This window comes from Streptomyces anulatus, assembly GCF_014650675.1.
Classification (GTDB): Bacteria; Actinomycetota; Actinomycetes; order Streptomycetales; family Streptomycetaceae; genus Streptomyces; species Streptomyces anulatus.
On record NZ_BMVK01000014.1, the window covers coordinates 60,736 to 76,322 of the forward strand.

Consider the following 15,587-nt stretch of genomic DNA (forward strand, 5'->3'; position numbering starts at 1 on the left):
GGCCTCAGGGGGCCGCGGGGGCCGTTCTCAGGGTGCATGGGTGCTTCGTACGTCAGCTTTTCTCGAACCGGAAGCCGACGCCCCGGACGGTGGCGATGTAGCGCGGATTGGCCGCGTCGTCGCCGAGCTTCTTGCGCAGCCAGGAGATGTGCATGTCGAGGGTCTTGGTGGAGGACCACCAGGTGGTGTCCCAGACCTCGCGCATCAGCTGGTCGCGGGTGACGACCCGGCCGGCGTCCCGGACCAGGACCCGCAGCAGGTCGAACTCCTTGGCGGTGAGCTGGAGTTCCTCCTCGCCCATCCAGGCCCGGTGCGACTCGACGTCGATCCTGACCCCGTGGGTGGCGGGCTGCGGGACGGGCTCGGAGGCCCCGCGGCGCAGCAGGGCGCGGACCCGGGCGAGCAGCTCGGCGAGCCGGAACGGCTTGGTGACGTAGTCGTCGGCGCCCGCGTCCAGGCCGACGACCGTGTCGACCTCGTCGGCGCGGGCCGTCAGCACCAGGATCGGGATGGTGTGGCCGCCGGCCCGGAGCCTGCGGGCGACTTCGAGACCGTCCATCCCGGGCAGCCCCAGGTCGAGGACGACCAGGTCGATGCCGCCCTGGAGTCCGGCGTCGAGCGCGGTCGGACCGTCCTGGCGGACCTCGACCTCGTAACCCTCCCGACGCAGTGCGCGGGCCAGTGGCTCCGAGATGGATGCGTCGTCCTCGGCGAGCAGTACACGGGTCATGGACTGATGGTAGTCCGGACGGGGGGTCCGAAGTGAGGCCCACGACGTCACCTGCGGGTCAGCTCCACAAAGCGGACGGGGACCTTTGAATATGGGAGTGTGGTTCCACCGGGACCTGTGATCCATGTCTCAAGTCCTTTCATATCCCTCCGTGTCGTGTCGTATGGTGTCCCGACGCCTGTTGCACTACTCAAGGACCTTTGGGCAGCCATGAGCGCCAAGGGTCCCTTTTGTGTGCGGGGCCGGTTCCCGCCGGCCCCTTTGAGTGAATGACCTGTGAGCCGGGCCCGGAGCGCGAGGACGCGCGACGGGCGTGGATCCCGACGCGGTTCTTCCCCGCTCCGCCGCATCTCCGTCAGGAGCCCGGCCGTACGGAGCACGTCCCCCTCAGGCGTGGGGATGGGGTACGCCGCGCCGGTGCCGGCTGCCCCCCACCGGGCGCGTACAGCTCACGAGGCGGCGCGTCCCGACCAGCAAGGATCGACCATGGCGTCCAGCCTGACGAAGGACTCGCCCAGTTCCGGCGAGAAGACCTTCTTCGGCCACCCCCGCGGCCTGGCCACTCTCTTCATGACCGAGATGTGGGAGCGCTTCAGCTACTACGGCATGCGGGCACTGCTCCCGCTCTATCTGATCGCGCCCGGCGGCCTCGACATGAAGCCCGCCACGGCGACCGCGATCTACTCGGTCTACCTGTCGCTGGTGTACCTGCTCGCCATGCCCGGCGGCTGGTTCGGCGACCGGGTCTGGGGTCCGCGCAAGACCGTCGCCATCGCCGGCGGGGTCATCATGCTCGGCCACCTGGTCCTGGCCCTGCCCTCCGAGGGCACGTTCTTCGCCGGCCTCGGCCTCGTGGCCATAGGCTCCGGGCTGCTGAAGTCCAACATCTCGACGATGGTCGGCCACCTCTACGACGGCCCGGACGACCCGCGCCGCGACGGTGGCTTCACGATCTTCTACATGGGCATCAACATGGGCGCCTTCGCGGCTCCCCTGGTGATCGGCACCATCGGCGAGAACGTCAACTGGCACCTCGGCTTCGCCCTCGCCGCCCTCGGCATGGGCATCGGCGTGCTCCAGTTCCTGCTCGGCACCCGCCACCTGAACGAGCGCAGCCTCGTCGTCCCGAAGCCGCTCTCCAAGGACGAGCGCTCCGCCACGCTGCGCAAGTCGATGATCTGGCTCGGCGTCGCGGCCGTCTTCTACATCGGCACGGTCGTCACCGGCGTCTACACGCTGAACTGGCTGCTGGTCCCGATCACCCTGGCGGGTCTCGTCATCCCGGTGATGGTCCTGGTGCGCATCAAGCGCGACAAGGAGCTCAGCGCCACCGAGCAGTCGAAGATGTCCGGCTACATCTGGTTCTTCGTGGCCGCCGCCATCTTCTGGATGATCTACGACCAGGGCGGCTCGACGCTCGCGATCTTCGCCGAGTCCTCGGCCGAGAACAGCGTCTTCGGCTGGGACTTCCCGGTCTCCTGGTACCAGTCGGTCAACCCGGTCCTGATCATGGCGCTCGCCCCGGTCTTCGCCGCCTTCTGGCTGGCGCTGAACCGGCGCGGCAAGGAACCGAGCACGATCGTCAAGTTCAGCTCCGGCCTCGTGCTGGTCGGCGCCTCGTTCTTCGTCTTCCTGATGCCGCTGACCATCGCGGGTGACGGCCACAAGGCCGCCGCGATGTGGCTGGTCGCGATCTACTTCATCCAGACCGTCGCCGAGCTGACGCTCTCGCCGGTCGGCCTCTCCGTCACGACGAAGATGGCTCCGGCGAAGTACGCGAGCCAGATGATGGGTGTCTGGTTCCTCGCCGTCACCGCAGGCGACTGCACCACCGGCCTGCTCTCGCTGGCCGGTGTGGAGCTGAACGGCACCGGGGTGGTCGCCCTGGAGGCGACGCTCGCCGTGGCGGCCGGTATCGCGATCTTCATGTACCGGGGCAAGGTCAAGCAGCTCATGGGCAACGTCCGCTGACGGACGCCCCGTAGCTCAGCACGACGTACGTACGGCCAGGGGCCGCCGCACCGGAGTCCGGTGCGGCGGCCCTTCGTCGTGCCGTGACTGCCGGTGCCTTGCGGGACCCGCTCGGGCCCGGGGTGGTCAGCGTGTGCCGCGCAGCCTCCGCCACGGGGTGAACGTGAACACCGCGCCGCCCAGCAGGATCGCCGTGCCGGCGACCAGGCCGAGCGCCCTCAGCGCACCGTCGTCCTCGGCCCCGGTGGCGGCCAGGCCGCCGCCGGAGTCCGTGCCGCCGCCGGACGCCGAGGCTCCGCCGGAGTCCGCCGCGCCGCCGCTCCCGCTGCCGCCGGACGCGCCGCCCGGCTGGGCGGAGGTGTCCAGCTCCAGGGAGACGGCCACGCCCGCGGGCGGGGTGCAGGTGGTCGTCGTACCGGCGGCCATCACCGTCAGGACACCGGGGCTGAGCGTGGACTTACCGCTCGCGCCGGGCTTGTACGTGCCGGTGAGGTCGGGGATCTCGATCGGTGCGCCGGTCTTGATGACCTCCTTGTTCACCGGCCCCTCGACCTTGACCGTGCCCTTGTCCGCCCCGCCGAGCTTGACGTCCATGGACGGCTTCACCTGGCCGGCCGGGATGTCGATCGGACTGTCCATCACGGACTTGCTGAACTCCACCGTCAGGTCGTAGTCGCCGCCGCTCTTCTTGGCGCTGATCCGGACCGGTGAGGTGGCGTTCTTGTCCCCGATCGGGGTCTTGCACGCGTAGGCGACGGACACCTCCTTGCCGGGGAAGTCGGTCTCCCCGCCACCGCCGCCGGTGCTTCCGCCGGAAGCGGTGCCCCCGGTGTCCGTGCCGCCCGACGCCGTACCGCCGGAATCCGTGCCGCCGGACGTGGTTCCTCCGGTGTCGGCGCCACCGGACGTGGTCCCTCCGGCGTCCGTGCCACCGCTGTCCGTACCGCCGGAAGTCGTGCCTCCCGTGGTGGAGCCGCCGCCCTCGGTGACCTTGATCGTGGCGCCCGCCTCCACCTCTTCCTTCGGCGCGCACTTGGTGTCCGTGGAGATCGGCTTGGACACGTTGATGTTGTACGCGCCCGGCGTCAGGGTGATCTCCCCGGCCTTCTCCAGCTTCAGCGTGCCCTTCATGTCGGGCAGCACCATCGGGCTGTTCTTGGGAATCGGCGGGTTCTGCCGCGGGCCCTCCAGCTTCAGTTCGCCGCTCGCCGCACCGCCCAGGGTGACGGTCCCGGTCGGCTTGACCGTGTCCGCTCCCAGGTCCAGCACGTCCGGGTTCTTGGACGCGGCCGCGACCGTCTTCCAGACGACCTCGATCTCGTCGCCCACCTTCGCCTCGGCCGGGGCGGTCAGCTCCACCTTGGTGGTGCCCTGCACCGCGGGCAGTCCCGAGATCGGCGGCGGAACGCACTCCGTCGCGTAACTGACCTCGGCGGCCTGGGCCGGACTCGCGGCCATCAGGATGCCCGCGCCGCCGAGCATCAGCGCGACTCCGGCCGCGCTCATCCTCCGTTGCGTGCTCACGCTTGTCCCTTCGTCGTGGGTCGGGGTCGGTTCTCTGACGGTGCGGAATCCGGGGTGAACCACGGCAGCACGGCCGTGGTCGCGTTTGTGGTCGTGGCGGCGTTCGCGGTCGCTTCCTTGATCGCGCCCGGGGCCGTGGTCGCGTCCCGGTCCGCGCCCGTGCCGGTGCGCCCGCGCCGCTTCGGCCTCCGCCGCGTGGCCGGCGTACGCGTACGGTGCGAGCCGGCGGGACGCGGCCGGACCTTGTCCACGACCGCCATGCCGATACGGAAGACGGCCGCCGGGACGACCAGGCAGAGCAGGACCCAGAAGAGCGTGACGCCCCAGGGACGGCCGACCCCCCACGGCTGCTCGGCCAGCACCTTCTGCCCGTACCGCAGGGAGACCTGGTAGTCGCCGTGCGCGCCCGCCGACAGTTCGACCGGCAGCTTGATCTGCGCCTTGGCGCCGGGGGCGACCGTGCCCCGCCACTGGCGCTCCTCCCACTGCGGGGCGTAGACGCCGTGCGCGGTGCCGATCTCGAAGACGGGGTCCTTGACGGGCGCGGACCCGAGATTGCCCACGGTGAAGACGAGCCGGCGGGCCGGCGGGGCCCCGAACCAGGTGAGCAGGGAGCTGTCGCCCTCCAGACGGGTGGTGGCCAGCACCGCGAGCTTCCCGTCGCCGGTCTGTTCCGGCAGGTCAGCCGTGGGGTGGCCCGCCACCGTGAACACCGCGTCGGCCAGCGCCTGTTCACCGGTCACCGTGGCGACGTGCACCACACAGGGGCACGGCTTCGGCGGCTCGGTGACCGGCAGCTTCTTGCTGAAGGCGCCCTTCTTGTCGGTCGTGACGGCACGACCGTCGGCGTTGGCGCAGGAGTTGGTGCCGCCGACCACGCCCCGTTCCGGCGTGGACTGACCGCAGATCAGCAGCATCAGCAACGCCTCGGCGCGCCAGCCGCTGCCGCTGACGGTGATCTCTCCGCCCTTGCCCGCCTCCTTCTTGGACAGGCTGACGGTGGGGTCGCCGTCGGCCGCCCGTGCGCCGGGCGCGGACAGGACGGACAGGGCGGGCAGGAGGGCCAGGATGGCGGCCAGGAACAGGAGGACGGGCGACGCGGTGCGCCGGGGGGCTCGGGGGCCGGGGTGCCGCGTCACGATTCCGCTCCCGCCTTCACCAGGGGTCCCGCCTTCACCAAGGGCCTCGTCTCTGTGGTCGGTTGCCTGTCGTCGGCCGATTCCGCGCCCGGCGGTTCCGGGTCGCCCCGCCGGGTGCGCCGCCGCCGGTACGCGCCGGAGCCGAGCAGGGCCAGGCCGCCGAGGACCAGCAGCCCGCCGCCGACGGCCGGGGCCACCGGGAGGTACGTCGCCGAGGCCTCCGCCTCGTCCCGGGCGCCCCCCGGGGCGGTGACCCGCAGCCGTACGGTGACCGCGTCCAGGGCCGGGGCGTCGGGCCAGGGTTCGGTCCGCTCGACTCGCCGGCCGGGGGCCAGCTCCAGCGGCAGGGGGCGTTCCGGGCGGTCCAGAAGCGTGCCGAACATCCCGTCGGCGCGTACCGCGAGCCGGGGCTCCAGCGTCGCGTTGCCCCGGTTGACCAGGGCGTACCGGATGGTGCCGCCGGATATCTCGACGTCCTCGACGGTGAGCGCCGCCAGCGTCGGACCGCCGATCCGGACCCGGACCGGTACGCGGATCTCCTCGTCCCCGTCGTCGGCCACGACCTCCCCGGAGGCGTCTCCGGGCACCGCGTCGGGCGGCACCGTGAGGGCGAGCGGCACCTCGGCCCGGGTCCGGGCCGGGACGGTGACGGTGTCCGCGGCGAACCCGATCCAGGCCCCGGCCCGCCCGTCGCCCCGTAGCCGTACGGTCAGCGGGGCGCGGCCGGAGTTGGTCACCGCGAGACGGTCCTGGAGGGCCGTACCGGGGGTGCCCTCCAGATAGACGTACGGCCTCGCGTCCCGGTCAGCGCCTCCGCCGGCGGGCCGGGCCGTCCAGTCCGCCGGGCCACCGTCACCGGCGGCCCGCGCGGTGTCGGCCCGGGCAGTGCCGGCCGGGCCGTCCGCGGCGGCCGGGAGCGGCGCGAGCGCGCACAGCAGCGCGGCGAGCGCCGTCGTGAGGACGAGCAGCGCCCGGCGGAGGCGCGGGGTGGGTGGCGACATGGGCGGCTCCTCTGCCTTCCGGCGGCGATGCTGCGCTGGGCCGTGCCGGTCTCAGCCCGCGGAGCGCTGTCCGCGCCGGGTCAGCCAGAGCACTCCGGCCGCCCCGGTCAGCAGCACGGTGCCGCCGAGCGTGCCGAGCGCCGCCGCCGAGTCCAGCGGGCCGGTGCGGGGCAGTTCCCCGCCTCCCGAGGCGCCGCCGGTCGAACCGCCGGTGGACGCGCCGCCCGTGGAACCGCCGTCGGCGGAGCCTCCGCCCGATGAACCGCCCGCCCCCTGGACGTCGAGTTCGAGGGAGGGGCCGGGGCTGTTCTTGGGCGTACAGGTGGTGGTCGTACCGAGGGCCTTGATGGTGAGGACCCCGGCGGTGAAGGTGACCTTGCCGCTCTTCTTCGGGGTGTACGTCCCCGACAGGTCACTGATCTTGATGGGGGTGTTGGCCGGAATCGCCTCACTGTTCGCCGGCCCGGTGACCTGGACCTTCCCCTGCTCCGCGCCGCCCAGCTCGATCACGGCGCTCGGGTTCATGGCCCCTTTGCCCAGCTCGACCGGGCTGGAGGAGACGCCCTTCTGGAAGGACATGGTGAGCTTGTAGCCGTCGCCGCTCTTGACGCCCTTGATATCGATGGGCGAGACCGCCCCTTTGGGCCCGATGGGCGTCACGCACTGGTAGTTGACGTCCACGACCTCGGCGTGCGCGGCGGGCGCGCCCGCCACCACGATCGAGCCTGCCAGCGCAGCCGCCAGCGCGAGAGTTGTCCGCTTCTGGTTCGACACCTCGTGTTCCCCTCATGCCGGACGCCGCCGCGCGCCACGACCCGTACGGGCGCACATTACTGACGGCACATCAGATTTGGCGCTCAAGGTACGCCCGGGGCCTGATGGAGGGAAGACAAAGAGCGCGCCGATCCGGCGCGCTCTTGTCGGTGCAGGTGAGAGGTACGGCCGAGGCGTACCGGTGAGGTGTACGGGCGGAGGACGCGGGCGAGGGGGCGGCTAGGCGGGGGCGGCGAGCTCCGCCCAGACGGTCTTGCCGGGGGCGTCCGGAGTGCGCAGGACGCCCCAGTCGAGGCAGAGGCGCTGCACGATGAACATGCCGTGCCCCCCGGGCCGGCCGGCGCGGTGGGGCGTACGGGGCGCGGGCTGACCTGCTCCCCGGTCGACGACCTCCACCCGCAGCACCTTGGACGTGTGGCCGATCCGGAGCTCCTCGGGGCCCTCCGCGTGCAGACAGGCGTTGGTCACCAGCTCGGAGACGACCAGCAGGACGTCCTCGGCGGCGGCCCTGCGGTCCGCGGTGGACGCCGGGAGCCAGCCCCAGTCGTGCAGCGCCTGTCGGGCGAAGTCACGAGCCGTCGGGACAATGCCGCTGGCCTGCGCGAGTGAGAGGGTGCGCCACTGCCGCTCGGCCGGTCCGGGCGAGGCTGCGCCCGCTCCGTCCGGCTCGCGACCGAGGTCGCCCGGCGGATGCTGCCGGGTGGTGCTCATCAGCGCTTCACCTCACCGATTCGCCATGTCGCCATGTCGCCGTTCAACAGATAGTGATCAGTTACCGAGTGTGCCGGAGCCCTTGCGGGGCGCCGCCGGGGTGTCTCCTGCCCTGCCGTGCCGCAACAACACCCACTTGAGGCACACGATCGCGTGACACAGCCGACATCGGGGACGTCCGCGGTCGCACGCTCGTACCGGGTCAGGTGGCCAGGGCCTCTTCGAGCGTGGCATGGACGGTGAAGACCGCCTCCGCGCCGGTGATCTCGAACACCCTCGCCACGACGGGCAGCATTCCGGCCAGGTGAACCCCGCCGCCGGCCGCCTCCGCCTTGAGGCGGGCGCCGAGCAGCACGTTCAGCCCGGTGGAATCGCAGAATTCCAGGCGAGAACAGTCGACCACCAGGCGTGACCGCCCCTGCTCGACCGCACTCTCCAAAGGCTCGCGCAGCAGATCGGCGGTGTGGTGGTCGAGCTCACCCACCGGCGTCACGACCTCGCTGATCCCCTCGGTCCGGGCCTCGACCTGAAGTCGCCCCCGGTTCGCACTGCCGACCGTCCCGCGGTCCATGCCTGTCCCTCTTCGCCGTTCGTCACTGTGCGCGTCACTGCCTGTGCGGCTGTATGCGTAGCTGCCGCCGACGTGCGTAAAACAGTACGCGTTCCGTTCGCCACGCGGTAGTCGGAGACCTCAACAAAGCGGACATATAGCGGTATTTGGCGCTTGTCACTGCTGGCCAGGACCGGGTATGGGTAGAGGGACACCCGAACACGACCGGCTTTGGAGGCGCCGCTTCACCGCAGGAACACGTATGGGCATCGGCAGCCATATGCCGAGAACGATGGAGGAGACCCATGTCACCCCGGCTCGACGAAGCGCGTACCCACAACGCGTCGTCGGCATGTCCTCAGGGACCGACCAATTCCGACTCCCCCGCCGCGAGCGCCGTTCCCGGCCCGCGCGCCAGCACCACCAGCACCACCGACCCCACCTCGGACTTCTCCGGCGCGGCCGGCGAGGGACTCGAAGGACTTCCCGAGATCCCGCCCTACGCCGAAGTCGGCGCTCTGGACGCCAGGGCCCTGTCGAAGACGCTCTTCGAGCGGCTGGAGTCCCTCGAAGAGGGAACCCACGAGTACAGCTACGTCCGCAACACCCTCGTCGAGCTCAACCTCGCGCTGGTCAAGTTCGCCGCCTCCCGGTTCCGCTCCCGCAGCGAGCCGATGGAGGACATCGTCCAGGTCGGCACCATCGGCCTGATCAAGGCGATCGACCGGTTCGAGCTGAGCCGCGGGGTGGAGTTCCCCACCTTCGCGATGCCGACGATCGTCGGCGAGATCAAGCGCTTCTTCCGTGACACCAGCTGGTCCGTGCGCGTACCGCGCCGGCTCCAGGAGCTGCGGCTCGACCTGGCGAAGGCGGGCGACGAACTCTCCCAGCGGCTGGACCGCGCGCCCACCGTGGCGGAGCTGGCCGAGCGCCTGGGCATCACCCCCGACGAGGTCGTCGAAGGCATGTCCGCGAGCAACGCGTACACCGCGAGCTCGCTGGACGCCAAGCCCGAGGAGGACGACAACGAGGGCGCCCTCGCGGACCGCATCGGCTACGAGGACCACGGTCTCGAAGGCATCGAGTACGTCGAGTCGCTGAAGCCGCTGATCGCCGCGCTGCCCTCCAGGGACCGGATGATCCTCTCGCTCCGCTTCGTCAGCAACATGACGCAGTCGGAGATCGGCGAGGAGCTGAACATCTCGCAGATGCATGTGTCCCGGCTGCTCTCCCGGACACTGACCAAGCTCCGCAAGGGTCTGACCCTGGAGGAGTGACCCCGCCGCGGCCCGCTGTCCCGCCACGGGGCTCCACGGGCCGTTCGAGCAGCACCGCGGAAGGACCCGCCCCGGATCGCCGGGAGCGGGTCCTTCCGCGTGTACGGGGCCTCGGTGCGGGTCCGGGCGACAGGCCCTAGGCCACCCGCTGTCCGCTCCGCCAGACCGCGCTGACCAGCGGGACGCCCGGGCGGTAGGCGAGGTGGACGTGGCTCGGGGCGTCGAGGAGGACCAGGTCGGCGCGGGCGCCGGGGGTGATCCGGCCGATGTCGGTACGCCGCAGGGCGGCGGCCCCTCCGGCGGTGGCCGACCAGATCGCCTCGTCCGGGGTCATCCCCATGTCGCGCACGGCCAGCGCGATACAGAACGGCACCGACGAGGTGAACGACGAGCCGGGGTTGCAGTCCGTGGACAGCGCGACGGTGGCCCCCGCGTCGAGGAGGCGGCGGGCGTCGGGCCAGGTGGCGCGGGTGGAGAACTCCGCGCCCGGTAGCAGCGTGGCCACCGTGTTGCCCTGGCCCAGCGCGTCGACGTCCGCGTCGGTGAGGTGGGTGCAGTGGTCGGCCGACGCGGCGTCGAGCTCGACGGCGAGCTGGACGCCGGGGCCGTACGTCAGCTGGTTGGCGTGGATCCGGGGGTGCAGCCCCTTGGAGCGGCCCGCCGTGAGGATGGCGCGGGCCTGGTCGCCGTCGAAGGCGCCCTGCTCGCAGAACACGTCGATCCAGCGGGCGTGCGGGGCGCAGGCCTCCAGCATCGGGCCGGTGACCAGGTCGACGTACCCGGCGGGGTCGTCGGCGTAGTCGGGGGACACGATGTGGGCGCCGAGGTAGGTGACCTCGTCGGTGTGGCGGGACGCGATCCGCAGGGCGCGGGCCTCGTCCTCGACGGTGAGGCCGTAGCCGGACTTGGTCTCGAAGGTGGTGGTGCCCTGGCGCAGGGCCTCGGCGAGGTAGCGGGCGACGTTGGCGGAGAGCTCCTCGTCGGAGGCGGCACGGGTCGCGGCGACGGTGGTGCGGATGCCGCCGGCGCGGTAGGGCTGCCCGGACATGCGGGCGTTGAACTCCTGGGTGCGGTCGCCCGCGAAGACCAGGTGGGAGTGGGAGTCGACGAAGCCCGGGATCACCGCGCGGCCGGCCGCGTCGAGGACGTTGTCAGTGGCGGGTGCTTTGCTGGATTCACCGGTCCAGACGATGCGGTCGCCGTCGATGACGACGGCCGCGTCCTGGATCAGGCCCAGGGGGGTCCCGTTGCCGAGGGAGGGGTCATTGGTGACCAGGCTGGCGATGTGGGTGACGGCGGTGGTCGTCATCTGGAGAGTGTTCTCCTTGCGTTCCGGAGGGTCCGGTTCTGCGGGCGGGGTCCCGGGTGGGTCCGGTTCTGCGGGCGGGGTCCGGACCGGGGTTCCGGGCGGGACCGAGGTGTCCGGCGGGTCTGAGATCTCCGGCGGGTCCGGGGTGTCGGGCGGATCCGGGGTCAGTGGTGCAGGGCGGCCACGGCCTCGGCGAGCGCCCGGGGCACGTCCTCGATCCGCGTGTGACGGCCGTCCCGGACGATGTGCCGGCCCGCCACGACCGTGTGCCGCACATCAGCGGCGGAGGCGGCGAATACGGCGGTCTCCGCTGCCATTCGGGGCACCGGTCCCGCCGTTCTGACGGAGTCCAGGGCGACGGTGGTCAGGTCGGCGGGGGCGCCCGGCTCCAGCACGCCCGCGTCGGGGCGGCCGAGTGCGGCGTGCCCGTCGGCGGAGGCGGCCCGGAGCAGGGCGGCGGCCGTCCAGTGGCCCCGGATGTGCGTGCGCAGCCGCTCGTTGAGCTCCATCGCGCGCGCCTCCTCGAAGAGGTCGATCACAGCGTGGCTGTCGCTGCCCAGCGAGAGCGGCGAGCCCGCCTTCTGCAGGGCGGCGGCGGGGCCGATGCCGTCGGCCAGGTCGCGTTCGGTGGTCGGGCACATGCAGGTGCCGGTGGCCGAGGAGCCGAGCAGCTCGATGTCCGCCTCGGTCAGGTGCGTGTTGTGGATGCCGGTGGTGCGCGGGCCGAGGACTCCGTGGTCGGCCAGCAGCCGGGTGGGGGTGCGGCCGTGGGCGGCGTGGCAGGCGTCGTTCTCCGCGGTCTGCTCGGAGAGGTGGACGTGGAGCGGGGCGTTCCGCTCCTCGGCCCACTGCGCGACGGTGGCCAGCTGGCCGGCCGGGACCGCCCGGACGGAGTGGACGGCCGCGCCGATGAGGGTGTGGTCGTCGCCCTTGAGGAGGGAGGCCCGCTCCGCCCAGGCCTCGGCGGTGGTGTCGGAGAAGCGCAGCTGGTGCCGGTTGGGCTTCTCGCCGAATCCGGCGGCGAGATAGGCGGTGTCCAGCAGGGTGATCCGGATCCCGGCCTCGGCGGCGGCCGCGATCAGCGCTTCGCCCATGGCGTTCGGGTTGGCGTAGGGGGTGCCGCCGGGGGCGTGGTGCAGATAGTGGAATTCGCCGACGGAGGTGATGCCGGCCAGGGCCATCTCTGCGTACGTGGCGCGGGCCAGGTCGAAGTAGGTGTCCGGGGTGAGCCGGGAGGCCGTCCGGTACATCAGCTCGCGCCAGGTCCAGAAGGTGCCCGAGCCGACCTGGACGGTGGCGCGCAGGGCCCGGTGGAAGGCGTGGGAGTGGGTGTTGGCGAGGCCGGGGAGGGTCAGGCCGCGCAGCACGGTCGCGCCGGGCGGCGGTGTCTCGACCCCGGTCCTGATCCCGGCGATGCGGCCGTCCGCGACGTCCAGGGTGACGCCCGGCTCGACGTGGGTGCCGAGCCAGGCGTGGTCCATCCAGTACGTCGCGGTGACGGGTGCGCCCGTCGTCCGGTGTGTCAGCTGCACGCGAGACCTTCCAGTACGTCGGCGAGTGCCCCGACCCCGGCCGTGCAGTCGTCCTCGGTGGCGTGCTCGGCGGGTGAGTGCGAGATGCCGGTGGGGTTCCGTACGAAGAGCATGGCGGTGGGCGCCGAGGCGGACAAAATACCCGCATCGTGGCCCGCGCCGGTGCCGAGGACGGGCACGGGCCGCCCCGTGTCGCCGGCCCCCTCCAGGATCTTGCCGAGCTCGTCGCGCAGGGCGTGCTCGAATGCGACGACGGGCGTGAACGACTCGCGGACGACGTCGACGTCGATCCCGGCCCGCTCGGCGTACTCCCGGGCGGCGCGCTCGATTCCGTTGACGACGGCGTCGAGGGTGGCCTGGTCGGCGGCGCGGGAGTCGAGCCAGCCGCGCACGAGGGAGGGGATGGCGTTGACCCCGTTGGGCTCGACCGCGATCTTGCCGAAGGTGGCGAGAGCGCCGGTCAGTTCGGCTTCGCGGCGGGCGGCGAGCACCGTCTCGGCATACGTGAGCATCGGGTCGCGGCGGTCGGCGAGACGGGTGGTGCCCGCGTGGTTGGCCTCGCCCCGGAAGTCGAACCGCCAGCGGCCGTGCGGCCAGATGGCGGAGGCGATGCCGACGGGGTCGCCGGTCAGGTCGAGGGCGCGGCCCTGCTCGACGTGGAGTTCGACGAACGCGCCGATCCGGGCGAGCCGTTCCGGGTCGGGGCCGATGGTCCCGGGGTCGTATCCGGCTCCCTCCATGGCGGCGGGCAGGGTGATCCCGTCCCCGTCGCGCAGCCGGTGGGCGTCGGCGACGGCGAGCTGTCCGGCGGCGAGCCGGGACCCGACGCAGGCCAGGCCGAAGCGGGCGCCCTCCTCGTCACCGAAGTTGGTGATCGCCAACGGCCGGGTGAACTCCACTCCCCTGCGGTGGAGTTCGTCGAGCGCGGCGAAGGAGGACACCACGCCGAGCGGGCCGTCGAAGGCGCCGCCGTCCGGGACGGAGTCCAGGTGGGATCCGGTGACGACGGCGTCCCCGGCCAGGGGGTCGCCGAGCCAGGCCCACTGGTTGCCGTTGCGGTCGGTCTCGTAGGCGAGACCGCGCGCCTGGGCCTGCGCGCGGAACCAGGCCCGGCAGTCGAGGTCCACCGGCGACCAGGCGTAGCGCCGGTAGCCGCCGCTGTCGGAGTGGCGCCCGACGGTGGCCAGCTCCCGCCACATCGAGAGGAAGGAGTCCCCCGCGCGCCACTGCTCCCGGGTGCCGGACGAGGCGCCGGAAGAGGTGTCGGGCTCGCCCCCGGACAGGCCGGACGGCATCAGTTGCCCTCCGTCATGGGGACGCGTACGCCCTGGTCGGCGGCGACGTTCTCGGCGATGTCGTACCCGGCGTCCACGTGGCGGATGACGCCCATGCCCGGGTCGTTCGTCAGGACGCGGCGGATCTTCTCGCCCGCGAGCTTCGTGCCGTCCGCGACGGAGACCTGGCCCGCGTGGATGGAGCGGCCCATGCCGACGCCGCCGCCGTGGTGGAGGGAGACCCAGGAGGCGCCGGAGGCGACGTTGACCATGGCGTTGAGCAGCGGCCAGTCGGCGATGGCGTCGGAGCCGTCGAGCATGGCCTCGGTCTCGCGGTACGGGGAGGCGACCGAGCCGCAGTCCAGGTGGTCGCGGCCGATGGCCAGCGGGGCGGCCAGCTCGCCGCTCGCGACCATGTCGTTGAAGCGCTCGCCGGCCTTGTCGCGCTCGCCGTAGCCGAGCCAGCAGATGCGGGCGGGCAGGCCCTGGAAGTGGACGCGCTCGCCGGCCATCTTGATCCAGCGGTGCAGCGACTCGTTCTCCGGGAACAGCTCCAGCATCGCCTTGTCGGTCTTGTGGATGTCGGAGGCCTCGCCGGAGAGCGCGGCCCAGCGGAAGGGGCCCTTGCCCTCGCAGAAGAGGGGGCGGATGTAGGCGGGGACGAAGCCGGGGAAGTCGAAGGCGCGGTCGTACCCGGCGAGCTGGGCCTCGCCTCGGATGGAGTTGCCGTAGTCGAAGACCTCGGCGCCGGCGTCCATGAAGCCGACCATGGCCTCGACGTGGCGGGCCATCGACTCGCGGGCGCGCTGGGTGAAGTCGGCGGGCTTGTCGGCCGCGAGGTCGGCCATGTCGTCGAAGTCGACGCCGAGCGGCAGGTAGGCCAGCGGGTCGTGGGCGCTGGTCTGGTCGGTGACGATGTCGATGGGCGCGCTCTCGGCGAGCATCCGGGGCAGCAGTTCGGCGGCGTTGCCGAGGAGGCCGATGGAGAGCGGCCGGCGGGCGTCGCGGGCCTCGACGGCGAGCTGGAGGGCGTGCTCCAGGTTGTCCGCCTTCACGTCCAGGAAGCGGTGCTCGATCCGGCGCTCGATGGCGCGCGGGTCGCAGTCGATGCAGATGGCGACGCCGTCGTTCATGGTGACGGCGAGCGGCTGGGCGCCGCCCATGCCGCCGAGCCCGGCGGTCAGGGTGATCGTCCCGGCCAGCGTCCCGCCGAACTTCTTCGCGGCGACGGCGGCGAAGGTCTCGTAGGTGCCCTGGAGGATGCCCTGGGTGCCGATGTAGATCCAGGACCCGGCGGTCATCTGGCCGTACATGGTGAGTCCGAGCGCTTCCAGGCGGCGGAACTCCTCCCAGTTGGCCCAGTCGCCGACCAGGTTGGAGTTGGCGATGAGCACGCGCGGCGCCCACTCGTGGGTCTGCATGACGCCGACCGGCCGCCCGGACTGGACGAGCATCGTCTCGTCCTGCTTGAGCGTCTCCAGGGTGCGGACCATCGCGTCGAACGAGCGCCAGTCGCGGGCGGCCTTCCCGGTGCCGCCGTAGACGACGAGCTTGTCGGGGTGCTCGGCGACCTCGGGGTCGAGGTTGTTCTGCAGCATCCGCAGGGCGGCCTCCTGCTGCCATCCCAGGGCGGTCAGTGCGCTGCCGCGCGGTGCCCGTACGGGGCGGGGTCCTGACATGGCGGTGCCTCCTCGCGACGGTGAAAATCTATTCACATCCTGATGCTCTGAATAGTCGTAGTCAACAGGTGCGGATCGCGCCTAGGCCGGGAACAGGTTCTGCCTAGCCACGCGGA

Annotated in this window: 13 protein-coding genes; 2 read left to right on the forward strand and 11 right to left on the reverse strand. The window is 72.0% G+C overall.

Features of this window, described 5'->3' with window-relative positions:
* Positions 1-52: 52 nt before the first annotated feature.
* Positions 53-730, reverse strand: a complete 678-nt coding sequence (locus IE272_RS28490) for a response regulator transcription factor (RefSeq protein ID WP_007450117.1) — start codon at positions 728-730, stop codon at positions 53-55.
* Between the two features lie 486 nt (positions 731-1,216).
* Between IE272_RS28490 and IE272_RS28495 the strand changes: the two genes are divergently transcribed.
* Positions 1,217-2,701 (forward strand): oligopeptide:H+ symporter, encoded by a 1,485-nt coding sequence (locus IE272_RS28495; RefSeq protein ID WP_056703753.1) that lies wholly within the window; start codon positions 1,217-1,219, stop codon positions 2,699-2,701.
* Between the two features lie 126 nt (positions 2,702-2,827).
* Here IE272_RS28495 and IE272_RS28500 read toward each other — a convergent pair whose 3' ends face one another.
* The 6 genes from IE272_RS28500 to IE272_RS28525 all read right to left on the reverse strand — a co-directional run bounded on the left by IE272_RS28500 (position 2,828) and on the right by IE272_RS28525 (position 8,421).
* The gene (locus tag IE272_RS28500; protein WP_190008812.1) at positions 2,828-4,207 is read right to left on the reverse strand and encodes a hypothetical protein; all 1,380 of its coding nucleotides are present in this window, start codon (positions 4,205-4,207) and stop codon (positions 2,828-2,830) included.
* Between the two features lie 14 nt (positions 4,208-4,221).
* Positions 4,222-5,364 (reverse strand): hypothetical protein, encoded by a 1,143-nt coding sequence (locus IE272_RS28505; RefSeq protein WP_190008719.1) that lies wholly within the window; start codon positions 5,362-5,364, stop codon positions 4,222-4,224.
* A complete protein-coding gene (locus IE272_RS28510) occupies positions 5,361-6,365 on the reverse strand; it encodes a COG1470 family protein (RefSeq protein ID WP_190008721.1) in 1,005 nt (334 codons plus the stop codon). Before IE272_RS28510 ends, IE272_RS28505 begins: the two co-directional genes overlap by 4 nt.
* Positions 6,366-6,416: 51 nt before the next feature.
* Positions 6,417-7,139, reverse strand: coding sequence for a peptidase (locus IE272_RS28515; protein WP_098891913.1), 723 nt, complete (start codon positions 7,137-7,139; stop codon positions 6,417-6,419).
* Between the two features lie 219 nt (positions 7,140-7,358).
* Complete coding sequence (locus IE272_RS28520; protein ID WP_050358966.1) at positions 7,359-7,850, reverse strand: ATP-binding protein; 492 nt, start codon at positions 7,848-7,850, stop codon at positions 7,359-7,361.
* 202 nt (positions 7,851-8,052) lie between these two features.
* Entirely contained in the window at positions 8,053-8,421 is a 369-nt protein-coding gene (locus IE272_RS28525) for an STAS domain-containing protein (RefSeq protein WP_007449153.1), read from the reverse strand.
* A 284-nt stretch (positions 8,422-8,705) separates the two neighbouring features.
* Here IE272_RS28525 and IE272_RS28530 point away from each other — a divergent pair, with 284 nt between their 5' ends.
* Positions 8,706-9,677 carry an RNA polymerase sigma factor SigF gene (locus IE272_RS28530; protein WP_190008723.1) on the forward strand — a complete coding sequence of 324 codons (972 nt, stop codon included), beginning with the start codon at positions 8,706-8,708 and terminating at the stop codon, positions 9,675-9,677.
* A gap of 136 nt (positions 9,678-9,813) precedes the next feature.
* Here the strand turns inward: IE272_RS28530 and hutI are convergent, their stop codons facing one another.
* The 4 genes from hutI to hutU all read right to left on the reverse strand — a co-directional run bounded on the left by hutI (position 9,814) and on the right by hutU (position 15,471).
* Positions 9,814-10,986, reverse strand: coding sequence for an imidazolonepropionase (hutI, locus tag IE272_RS28535; protein WP_190008725.1), 1,173 nt, complete (start codon positions 10,984-10,986; stop codon positions 9,814-9,816).
* 164 nt (positions 10,987-11,150) lie between these two features.
* Entirely contained in the window at positions 11,151-12,518 is a 1,368-nt protein-coding gene (locus IE272_RS28540) for a formimidoylglutamate deiminase (RefSeq protein ID WP_056703734.1), read from the reverse strand.
* Complete coding sequence (locus IE272_RS28545; RefSeq protein ID WP_190008727.1) at positions 12,509-13,813, reverse strand: allantoate amidohydrolase; 1,305 nt, start codon at positions 13,811-13,813, stop codon at positions 12,509-12,511. Before IE272_RS28545 ends, IE272_RS28540 begins: the two co-directional genes overlap by 10 nt.
* Complete coding sequence (gene hutU / locus IE272_RS28550; RefSeq protein WP_050358961.1) at positions 13,813-15,471, reverse strand: urocanate hydratase; 1,659 nt, start codon at positions 15,469-15,471, stop codon at positions 13,813-13,815. The genes IE272_RS28545 and hutU overlap by 1 nt, the downstream gene beginning before the upstream one ends.
* Between the last annotated feature and the right edge of the window lie 116 nt (positions 15,472-15,587).

Bases quoted from the DNA above. Each gene is read 5' to 3' on its own strand.
- IE272_RS28525 (WP_007449153.1), bottom strand. From the start codon at position 8,421: ATGGACCGCGGGACGGTCGGCAGTGCGAACCGGGGGCGACTTCAGGTC.
- IE272_RS28545 (WP_190008727.1), bottom strand. From the start codon at position 13,813: ATGCCGTCCGGCCTGTCCGGGGGCGAGCCCGACACCTCTTCCGGCGCC.
- hutU (WP_050358961.1), bottom strand. From the start codon at position 15,471: ATGTCAGGACCCCGCCCCGTACGGGCACCGCGCGGCAGCGCACTGACC.
- IE272_RS28490 (WP_007450117.1), bottom strand. From the start codon at position 730: ATGACCCGTGTACTGCTCGCCGAGGACGACGCATCCATCTCGGAGCCA.
- IE272_RS28530 (WP_190008723.1), top strand. From the start codon at position 8,706: ATGTCACCCCGGCTCGACGAAGCGCGTACCCACAACGCGTCGTCGGCA.
- IE272_RS28510 (WP_190008721.1), bottom strand. From the start codon at position 6,365: ATGTCGCCACCCACCCCGCGCCTCCGCCGGGCGCTGCTCGTCCTCACG.
- IE272_RS28495 (WP_056703753.1), top strand. From the start codon at position 1,217: ATGGCGTCCAGCCTGACGAAGGACTCGCCCAGTTCCGGCGAGAAGACC.
- hutI (WP_190008725.1), bottom strand. From the start codon at position 10,986: ATGACGACCACCGCCGTCACCCACATCGCCAGCCTGGTCACCAATGAC.
- IE272_RS28500 (WP_190008812.1), bottom strand. From the start codon at position 4,207: ATGAGCGCGGCCGGAGTCGCGCTGATGCTCGGCGGCGCGGGCATCCTG.
- IE272_RS28520 (WP_050358966.1), bottom strand. From the start codon at position 7,850: ATGAGCACCACCCGGCAGCATCCGCCGGGCGACCTCGGTCGCGAGCCG.